Raw genomic sequence first — 9,647 nt, 5'->3', positions numbered from 1 at the left:
GGGACTATCAAGGACTCGGTGTACACCCTGCGCAAAGGGAGTATCCGATGACCGATGTGGCGATTACGACGACCGGGTCGAGTGCGGTGGAGGGCGTTTCGGGAACGTCCGCGCCGGCTACCGGGCAGGGCGTGGAGACTACGTTGACGGCGGCTGTGGCCGAGCTGGCGGAGAAGGCGGCCGAGCAGGCCAGGGCGGGCGGGGTGCGTCTGCTCGGTGAGGGCGGCCTGTTGCAGGCGCTCGCGAAGCACCTGATGGAGGATGCGCTCGACGCGGAGATGGACGAGCATCTCGCGGCCGAGCAGGCCCGGACCGGTGGGGCAAGCGCGCGCCGGGGCGGGAACGCCCGCAACGGCACCCGCCGCAAGACGGTGAACACGGAGGTCGGACCGGTCACCCTGGACATCCCGCGGGACCGGGCGGGCACGTTCCGCCCGGGCCTGGTCCCCGTCCACGCCCGTCGCACCGGTGCGTTGGACGAGATGGTGATCTCGTTGACCGCGAAGGGCCTCACGGGCGGGGAGATCGTCGCGCACCTGGCCGAGGTCTACGACATCACCACCTCGAAGGAGACCGTCTCCACGATCACCGACCAGGTGTTGGGCGGGATGAACGAGTGGCGCACCCGTCCGCTCGACGCGGTCTATCCGGTGGTCTTCGTCGACGCGATCCACGTGAAGATCCGGGACGGCCAGGTCGCCAACCGCCCCGTCTACGTGGCATTGGGCGTCACCGTCGACGGCTACCGCGACATTCTCGGGCTGTGGATCGGCGACGGCGGCGAGGGCGCCAAGTACTGGGGCCAGGTCCTGGGCGAACTCAAGAACCGGGGCGTCAAGGACTGCTGCGTCCTGGTCTGCGACGGGTTGAACGGCCTGCCCGACGCGGTCGCGTCGGTCTGGCCCGCCACCGTGGTGCAGACCTGCATCGTCCACCTGCTGCGGAACTCGTTCCGCTACGCGTCGAGGAAGGACTGGTCGGCGGTCTCGCGAGATCTCAAGCCCGTCTACACGGCGGCGACCGAGGCCGCCGCGCACGAGCGGCTCGCCGAGTTCGCCGCGACGTGGGAGACGACATATCCGGCGATCGTGCGGTTGTGGGAACGCAGTTGGGCCGAGATGGTGCCCTTTCTCGCGTTCGACCGCGAGATCCGCACCGTCATCTGCACCACGAACGCGATCGAGTCGATCAACGCCCGCTACCGCCGCGCGGCCAACGCCTCCGGGCACTTCCCCAACGAACAGGCCGCCCTCAAACGCCTCTACCTGGCCACCCTCGCCCTCGACCCCACCGGCAAGGGACGCGTGCGCTGGTCCAACAAATGGAAAGCAGCACTGAACGCCTTCGACCTCGCCTTCGACGGCCGCGTCACCGCCGGACGCACCTGAGCCGAACCGGCGACGACCAAACAAACGAAACCGAGTCGAAACCCAGACTCACTCGAACGAGACCCCGTACACCTAATTCCTGATACTCCCTCGAGGGGGACAAGAACCACCCGTCGGTGGTGATCTGGTCACTCGGCAACGAATCCGGCACCGGCCGCGGCCTGACCGCGATGGCCGATTGGATCCGCTCCCGCGACAACTCGCGGCTGCTGCACTACGAAGGCGACTTCGGCTGCCGCGACACCGACATGTACTCGCGCATGTACGCCTTCCAAGACGAGGTCTGCGCCGTCACGACCGGTCCACGCCAGTCCATCAGGCCGGTACCCTGGCCCGCCCGGTGGTTCCGGAGACGCGCTTCAGGGTCGGGACTCGTCCGTGGGCACGTTGTTGTTGCGGGCCCAGGGGCGAAGTCGCTGTGCCGGCGGCGGGTTCCATCCGGTCAACAGGAGTGTGCCGTCGCGGGTTGTCCGATCGGTCTGGGCGATGCCGAAGGCGTTCAGGAGTTCGTCCGCCGGGAGGGCGCCAGTCTGCACGAGTGGCCGGCCCGCGTCGGCGAGGTCGTGGACGAACGCGGTCACGTGCGCGTCGACATGGGCGCAGCTCTGGGTGCTCAGGGGTGTGCGTCGTCCGTTCGGGTTGTCGTGGTCGATGCCCAGCGGGAGCAGGGGGGTGAGGTCGGGGCGGGCCGGTCCGTGGGGGGTGGATGTCCGGGGCTTCGACGAGGGTCGCGGTGACGAGCGCGGGATGATGTCCATGTCGCCCGGGACCGAATAACAACGCAAACCCCTGCGCGCTTGCCTCCGTCGGCGCAACGCCATCGCCCTCGACCACGACGTCCCGAACGCAAGGAACGCGCCCGCATCCGCAGCGAAAAGGCACCCGCCGGGCGGCCGACCCGTTCTCGCCGCATGATCAGGCAACTTCCCCATGCCGACTCTCAGAACGTGTCAGGGTCCGGTTCGAGGCTTTGCTCGGCCCAGATGACTTTGCCATCGGGGGTGTATCGGGTGCCCCACCTACGCGTGAGCCGGGCCACCATGTACAAGCCGCGTCCGCCCTCGTCGGTGACTCGCGCGTGTTTGAGCCGGGGCGAGGTGCTGCCGCCGTCCCATACCTCGCAGATCAGCGTGGCCTGTCGAATCAAACGCAGCCGCACGGGGTCGCAGGCGTAGCGGACGGCATTGGTCACCAGTTCGCTCACCACGAGTTCGGTGGTGAAGACCAGGTCGTCGAGGCCCCAGGTGCGGAGGGTGTCGGCGGCCATCGCGCGCGCGTCCGCAACGACGGCGGGGTCCCGGAGCAGATCCCACGTGGCGATCCGGTCGGGGTCGAGGCCGTGCGGGCGGGCCATGAGCACCGCGACATCGTCGTTCTGTGGGGTGGGGAGCATGGCCGCGACGACGTCGTCGCAGGCCGCCTCCAGATTGGTCGGGGCGGCGGCGAGAACGGCGAGCAGGCGGTCGGTGGATGCGGTGAGGTCGCGACCGTCGTCGAGAAGTAGGCCGTCGGTGAACAGCACGAGCAGGGCGTCTTCGGGCAGTTGCATCGTGATGGCCTCGAACGGCAGTGTGCCGATGCCCAGTGGCGGTCCGGTGGGCAGTTCGGGATAGGTGACCTTCCCGTCGGTCGTGACGACCGCAGGTGGGGGGTGGCCGGCACTGGCCACGGTGCACTCCCTGGTCGCGGGGTCGTACACGGCGTACAGGCACGTCGTTCCCAGCTCGGCGCACAGCGGCCCCTCGTCGTGCTGCAGGGCCACCTGTTCGTCGACCAGGCTGAGGACCAAGTCGTCGAGACGGGCGAGGAGTTCGTCGGGGGGCAGGTCGATGTCAGCGAGGGTGCGTACGGCCGTGCGCAGGCGTCCCATGGTCGCGGCCGAGGTGATGCCGTGCCCGGTGACGTCGCCGACGACCAGGGCCACACGAGCACCGGAGAGAGGAATGACGTCGAACCAATCGCCGCCCACGCCGCCGCGGCCCGTGGCGGGGATGTAGCGGTGGGCGATCTCGAGGGTGGACGTGGCGGGGAGCGCCTGGGGCAGCATGCTGTGCTGCAGAGCCAGGGCTGTGTTGTGTTCACGTGTGTAGCGACGGGCGTTGTCCAGGCAGATGGCCGCGCGGGAGACGAGTTCCTCGGCAAGCGCGAGGTCGTCGGTTTCGAAGGGGTCCGACGTTCGGGAGCGCATCAGCACCACCAGGCCCAGCACCGTACCGCGGGCACGCAGCGGCACCGCGATCAACGAGTGCAGGCCCCAAGCCGCCACCGCCGCTCGACGGTCCGGATCGTCGGCGAGCCAGCCCTTGTCGTCGACGCCGAGGCGAGCCTCCAACACGGGCACACCGTCCCGGAGGCAACGGGCCATGGGAGACATGTCGGTGTACCGGGCGGGCCGCCCGAGGGCGGCGACGACCTCGGGGCTGCCGGGGCGGACCGAGTGATACGCCATGCGGCGCAATCGTGGCCACCCCGACCGTCCGGTGACGGTCGTGGGCTCCTGCCCGTCCAGGACCTCGTCGAACAGGTCGACCGCAGCGAAGTCGGCCAGGTCGGGCACAGCCGTTGCGGCCAGTTCCCGTGCGGTGGTCACGAAATCGAGTGTGGTGCCGATGCGGGCGCCGGACTCGGTCAGCAGGGTGAGGCGTTCGCGGGTCCTGCGCCGCTCGGTGATGTCCACGCCCATGTAGCACACGCCCATTACGCGGCCTTCGTCGTCGTCCAGCCGCAGGAAGGAGGTGGAGAAGGCGTGCCGGCGGGTGGGATCGGCGGGGACGGTTCCCTGGTACTCGAAGTCGAGGACGGGGACGCCGGTGGAGAGCACCGTGCGCATCTGTCGTTCCACGGCAAAGGGCGACAGACCGGGGAGGACTTCGTGCATTCGGCGGCCGATGCGATCCGCGAGGGGCACTCCGGCCATGCGCTCGAGAGTTTCGTTGACCCACACGTACCGAAGCTCGGTGTCGAGAACGGCGATTCCGTACGGAGAACGGTCCAGAAATCGTCTCAGCACGGCGTGGCTGGCGTCCCACCACGAGGCGTGTCCCAGGTCGATGGCAGACAGGTGCCAGTTCCGGTCGCCGGATGCGTGCGCCAGGGGCGTGGCCCGGACACCCAACAGCAGCACGCCGCCGTCGCGGTGGCGGATCCGGACGACGAGGTCGTGATCCTGATCGGGACTGCCGGGCCACGGCGGGCGGGCGTCGTACGGCGTGAAACGATTGACCGGCGAGGCGGCCAACGCGGAGACGGAGCGTCCCAGAATCTCCGCGGCGTCCCAGCCGGTCAGGGCGGCGGCGGCCTTCGACCACCCGACGACAGTCCCCCTCTCATCCAGCACAGCGGTGACAGTGGGCATCAGATCGAAGGGCACGGGCCGGCTTGCTGCGGCTCCGTTCCCTTCGATTCGGCCCCCCTCGTCGCCCGTCGTCGGGTCCATGAGGATCTCCCCGGAACTGTGTGTTCGATTCTCCTACCGCCGGAGTCGACCCGCCATGGGATGGCAGGACGACGGCGTCACCGAGCCACGCGCCGAACCTCGGGGGGAGGCCCGTGCGCATCGCTCGTCCTGCGTCGACCGAGCTCGCGCAACACCGGTGCGATCGCGGTCGTGTCGGAGCACCGAGACGATTCGTGCCGGGAATCGGGACGACAAAGGACGGCAGATTCCTTCCGGGCGGTTCCCCGCGCCGACCGACTCCAGCGCGGGCCCGATTCGGGCACGAGGGTCTGGCGCACTCCCTGACCGACGCCTGGCCGCCCGGCATCGGGCGCCAGATCGACCTCGGAGCGCGTCGACATCCGCACGCTGCGGCCCGGATGACTGCCCCGCCCTGGTCGTCGGGCTCGGTACCGAAGCGATGATCCCACTGGCAGGGTCTCGGCGGCTGCACGAGGCGATCCCGGCAGTCTCCTCCTGGAGATCACCGGCGGAGGACACATGGACCGGTTCGCCCATCCCTCCGGGCTCATCGGGATCTTCGCGAATTCCTCGACGACGCCCCGGCAGCGGCAGTCTGAAGCTTCCCGTGGTGCCGTAGGCCGCGCCGCAGCCGGAACCCGGGACACCAAGGCGGCGGGAACCGACGGCGCGGTGATCGGGTGATCGAAGTCGCCTGCTGCGACACGGTCGGCGTCACGGGCGAGTTCCCCCATGAGGCGGGCGACTCCGCGCCGCAGGACCTCGAAGACCAGACGGCCACGAGCAGAACGGCCGCGGCGATGCCGGAGAGCACCCCGGTGCGCGGTCGGTGCACGCCCGAGAGTTGGAAGGCCGGAGGGGCGGGCCGTTGCGGTGGCCCGGCCACCGCTTCGAATCGGTCAGGTCGGCGATCTCACCGGGACCGGTGACCCGTGAACGGGTGCCGGGGTGCAGCAGGTCGGCGGTGGTCATGGTGCGGGACAAGCGTTGCAGGGGCGACAGCGCGATCCTGAGGATCGCCGCGTTGGCGAGCAGCATTGCGGTGAGTCCGGCGGCGATGACCCGTGCCTGCCCCATCTGTACCGGGGTGGACACGGTCACGGGGCCGAGCAGCAGGATCGCGCCGTTCAGCAGGAAGATGCGCCAGAACAGCGACACGAGTGTGGTCCCCCGGTTTCCGCGGCGTCCGTCGTCGTCCTACGAGGCGCGCTCCTTGGCCGTGTGACCTGCGGAAAGTCCGAGATCCCCGGAGCAGTGTGGCCGATCGCGGCGGCGCGCGTTCATCCGTATCGACACCCATATCCCCGCATGTCCCAAGGGTGGCACGATGTCGGACCGGCGAGGGGACCGTGGCTGACGCGGTCCGCCGCGCCGATGCGCAAACCCCTTGAATCCTTTGAAGCAACGCGAAGAGCGTCCATCGCCCCAAGCGCTTGAAATTGCGTGTGATACATCCGAAGGAGGAGATCCATGCCCGTCCCGCGGATGAGTTCGACTCGCCCGACATCGGTGTCCGCTACGACCTGACCACGCGTGAGCATCGCCGCCTGTCGGTGGTCACGCATCGGGACGGGAGCCGGACGGTCAATGTGTACCGCTCCGACGATCCGGACGCGTGCGCCCAGTCGGTGCGACTGAGCAGCGCGGAGACCGCGTCGCTGATCGACGCGTTGATGCCCGCGCACCACAGCCCGAATATCCTGCACACCACCGATCTGGGGCTGGTCGCCGAACGCGTCGAACTGTCCGCCCACAGCCACTGGAACGGGCGGTTGCTCGGGGACACGCGCATGCGCACCGCCCCCGGCGTGTCGATCGTCGCGGTGCTGCGTCGTGCCGGGGCGATTCCCGCTCCGGCGCCGGACTTTCGTCTCGCCGGCGGCGACACCCTGATCGTGATCGGTACCCGTGAGGGCGTCGAGGCGGCCGTGGCCATCCTGGGCCGGGAGTGACCGTGTGGATTCCGCAGTCTTCCTGATCGAGTTCGGCTCCATCATCCTGGTGCTCGGGCTGTTGGGTCGCGTCGCCGGGTGGTTGAAGTTCTCGCCCATACCGCTGTACCTACTCGCCGGGCTCGCGTTCGGCGGGGGCGGGCTGCTGCCGCTGGGAGCGAGCGAGGAGTTCGTCGCCATCGGCGCCGGGATCGGTGTCATCCTGCTGCTGATGCTGGGCCTGGAATACACTGCGGCCGACCTGGTGACCAACCTCAAGACGCCTACCGCATGGTGCCGGGCTCGGTCACCAACCGGGAGCCGATCCGCCACCTTCCCCACACCGACACCGCCTGCGGCGACACACCCGACCGACGCGCCACCTCCGCCTGCGACACACCCTCCGCGAACCAACCAGCCGCCCGCAACCGGCTCGGCGCGGCGCAGGAGGTCCAACGCCTCATCGCGGGTGAGCGCGTCGCCGAGGTAGCGGAAGTCGACAAGGTCGACAATTTGTTCGGACGTCAGCTCGGCGAGCAGTTGCCACAGCGACTTGCCCGCGCGCTTGGCCTTGAGGTCCCACGCGGCGTTGACCACGGCCGAAATGGCCATGTGCATGACGCCCTTCTCCGGGCCCAGCCAGCGCAGTTGGCTGTCGCCGATCATTGAGTGCGAGAGCACGCCCAGGTCGGCGAGCAACGCGTCCAACGGCAGCCCACGATGTGGTCGCGCAGGGTCTCGATGGCCGCGACCTGGACGTCGTTGCCGCGCCCGATGGTGAACGCGAACCCGTGCCCCTCGTGCCCGTCGCCAGCGTCGGTGTGCAGGACGACGTACGCGGCCGAGTGGTCGGGATCCGGGTTCATCGCGTCGGACCCGTCGAGTTCCCGTGAGGTCGGGAACCGCAGGTCGGTCGTCGTGAGGTCGGTGATGCGGGCCTGGTGCGGCGCGCGGGTCGTTCATGGGAGTCCCGCGGCCGGTCGTGATTCCGGAAACGATCGTCGTGGACCGGGGAAAGGTCTTCTTGTCGAGGGCGTCCACCGCCGCGTGCGAGACGCTCGGAATCAGCGTGCAACCCACCCCGCCGTTCGCGCCCTGGAGCGGGCGGAGGACACCAAACCGCCGCCCGCGACACGCTGGGCCTGCGTCCACAGCTCCAGGCCGAACACGCTTCCCGGCCGGCCTGGACAACCTGTTCGAGCCGTTCCGACGGCCGGCTCAGGACAAGGTGGGCCGCAACAGCGGGCACGGGCTCGGCCTCTTCATCGTCCGCTCCATCGCCGACGCCCACGGCGCGAAAGTCGGCGCCATTCCGGGGACGGAGGGCGGGCCGAGGATCGCGGTCACTGGCCGCTGAGACTCGCCGCATCGAGCGCGGTCGGGGTCTGGTACCCCGGCTGTGATCGCTCCGCAGGGTTCGTCCCGGACGCGCCCACGGAGCAGCCGGTGATCACCGTACTGAACTCGGCCGCGGCCGAGAAACTCCGCAATGATCGTGCGGTACGCCACAGCGGAGCTGCGTCGGGCCAAGGAGGCCCCTGGGCGAGGCGGTGCGCGCGCCCGACACGTCGTGGGGCGCCAAGGAGGTGTTGTGCACACGCGGGGGTTTGTCCTGACCCGACACACACCCTCCCAGGGCCAAGAACCAGACCCGCGATCTCGGTTCGACGATGTCACCGGCACGAGTACGGATGGACCCCGCCCCGAGCCCGGTCGATACGTTCCGTCACGGCGGGGCCGGCGATCCCACGGCTCTCGACCGGCTCCAGGTCAACCCTCGTGCAGGCGACGCGGTGATCGTCGACGGCGCGCTGGTGCCGACCCGGAGTCGGGAAGTGTTGGCGTCCTCGAAGAACCGTCGATTGTCGACTAACCTGCACATCCTCTACGCGGACACGCACCTTGTGCTCGCAGTGGCCCGATCGCTGCCGGGCAACCGCAACCGGACCGCCGGGCATTCCTCGAGTGCGGTGTCGACACCGCCTGCGGCTGCGCAATAGTCCTGGTGGCGTCGGAATCCGGGCATCGGCGCAGGTGGGACTTTGTGCGCCGGCCGGGATACTCGCCGCCGGGCTTCGCGGTGCCCTGTGGCAACGATCACAGTGTCGATGTCTCGGGGCTTCTCCTGACGCATTGCCCGTTGCGGGGTGTTCGGGTCCGGAGGGACGCTTGCGGCCCGTCGGATCACGCACCGTTCGACGATCAGCCGTGGATCAGGCGTCCGTCACACGGGCCGTACCCATTTCGGCCGCACCCCTCCTGGAGGTGGGATGTCCACCCAGCAGCAGCCCCTCGACCGTGTCGAGGGCGACGTGGCCCTGCCAATCCCCGGCGAACAGGTCCACCGACTCAAGGCGAACTCCGTCGGGTTGGTCGGCGTCGTCTTCATGGCGGTCGCCACCGCCGCCCCGATCACCGCGATGACCGGCAACCTGCCGATCATCGCCGGATCGGGCAACGGCGTCGGTGCCCCCGCCGCCTACATCTTCGCGACCCTGGTCCTGACCATCTTCTCGGTCGGGTACGTCGCGATGGCCAAGCACATCACCGCCGCCGGCGCGTTCTACGGCTTCATCTCCCACGGCCTCGGCCGCGTCGCGGGCATGGCCTCGGGCCTGCTGGCGGTCCTGGCGTACATCGTCTTCGAAGCATCGATCATCGGCTTCTTCGCCGCCTCGTTCAAGCAGCTCGCGAGCGACCAGTGGGGGCTCGACCTGCACTGGGGCTACTACGCGATGTTCGGCCTACTGGTCATCGCGGGGATGGCCTTCTTCGACATCCACCTGACGGCCAAGTTCCTCGGCGTCGCGCTGATCCTGGAGATCGCGGTGCTCGCCGCCGTCTCCTTCGCGGTGCTGTTCACCGGCGGCGGCCCGGACGGCCTCGTCGGTGAGGCGGTCGACCCGCTCA

Annotated in this window: 8 protein-coding genes and 3 pseudogenes; 7 read left to right on the top strand and 4 right to left on the bottom strand. The window is 69.2% G+C overall.

Translation table 11 applies throughout. The features are described from left to right. Nucleotides 1-143 precede the first annotated feature (143 nt). Complete coding sequence (locus tag A3IC_RS0110700; protein ID WP_205354115.1) at nt 144-1,388, top strand: IS256 family transposase; 1,245 nt, start codon at nt 144-146, stop codon at nt 1,386-1,388. Between the two features lie 89 nt (nt 1,389-1,477). Further along, a pseudogene (locus A3IC_RS64550) lies at nt 1,478-1,690 on the top strand (glycoside hydrolase family 2 TIM barrel-domain containing protein); the annotation flags it as partial. A 57-nt stretch (nt 1,691-1,747) separates the two neighbouring features. Here the strand turns inward: A3IC_RS64550 and A3IC_RS68505 are convergent. The 3 genes from A3IC_RS68505 to A3IC_RS73435 form a co-directional block, all read right to left on the bottom strand. Continuing rightward, nucleotides 1,748-2,146 carry a hypothetical protein gene (locus A3IC_RS68505; protein ID WP_020550050.1) on the bottom strand — a complete coding sequence of 133 codons (399 nt, stop codon included), beginning with the start codon at nt 2,144-2,146 and terminating at the stop codon, nt 1,748-1,750. Nucleotides 2,147-2,328: 182 nt separating this feature from the next. After that, nucleotides 2,329-4,743 carry a SpoIIE family protein phosphatase gene (locus A3IC_RS0110690; protein WP_052173389.1) on the bottom strand — a complete coding sequence of 805 codons (2,415 nt, stop codon included), beginning with the start codon at nt 4,741-4,743 and terminating at the stop codon, nt 2,329-2,331. A 777-nt stretch (nt 4,744-5,520) separates the two neighbouring features. Further along, nucleotides 5,521-5,964, bottom strand: coding sequence for a hypothetical protein (locus A3IC_RS73435; protein ID WP_026218111.1), 444 nt, complete (start codon nt 5,962-5,964; stop codon nt 5,521-5,523). Between the two features lie 287 nt (nt 5,965-6,251). Here A3IC_RS73435 and A3IC_RS0110680 point away from each other — a divergent pair, with 287 nt between their 5' ends. Both A3IC_RS0110680 and A3IC_RS64540 read left to right on the top strand, forming a co-directional pair. Beyond that, entirely contained in the window at nt 6,252-6,758 is a 507-nt protein-coding gene (locus tag A3IC_RS0110680) for a cation:proton antiporter regulatory subunit (RefSeq protein ID WP_245599204.1), read from the top strand. A gap of 4 nt (nt 6,759-6,762) precedes the next feature. Then, a pseudogene (locus A3IC_RS64540) lies at nt 6,763-7,020 on the top strand (cation:proton antiporter); the annotation flags it as partial. A gap of 155 nt (nt 7,021-7,175) precedes the next feature. Here the strand turns inward: A3IC_RS64540 and A3IC_RS53590 are convergent. Beyond that, nucleotides 7,176-7,669: pseudogene (locus A3IC_RS53590) on the bottom strand (enolase-like domain-containing protein); the annotation flags it as partial. 137 nt (nt 7,670-7,806) lie between these two features. On the opposite strand from A3IC_RS53590, the gene A3IC_RS72980 reads away from it, so the two are divergent. From A3IC_RS72980 to A3IC_RS0110655, 3 genes are all read left to right on the top strand, one after another. Further along, nucleotides 7,807-8,094, top strand: a complete 288-nt coding sequence (locus A3IC_RS72980) for an ATP-binding protein (protein ID WP_342666714.1) — start codon at nt 7,807-7,809, stop codon at nt 8,092-8,094. A 334-nt stretch (nt 8,095-8,428) separates the two neighbouring features. Beyond that, nucleotides 8,429-8,737 carry a hypothetical protein gene (locus tag A3IC_RS73430; protein ID WP_020550046.1) on the top strand — a complete coding sequence of 103 codons (309 nt, stop codon included), beginning with the start codon at nt 8,429-8,431 and terminating at the stop codon, nt 8,735-8,737. A gap of 270 nt (nt 8,738-9,007) precedes the next feature. Next, the coding region (locus tag A3IC_RS0110655; protein ID WP_020550045.1) for a hypothetical protein at nt 9,008-9,647 on the top strand (640 nt) is incomplete at its 3' end.

The organism is Embleya scabrispora DSM 41855, assembly GCF_000372745.1.
Lineage (GTDB): Bacteria > Actinomycetota > Actinomycetes > Streptomycetales > Streptomycetaceae > Embleya > Embleya scabrispora.
The sequence above is the reverse complement of the archived record's forward strand: the minus strand, read 5'-3'. Positions and strand labels throughout refer to the sequence as shown.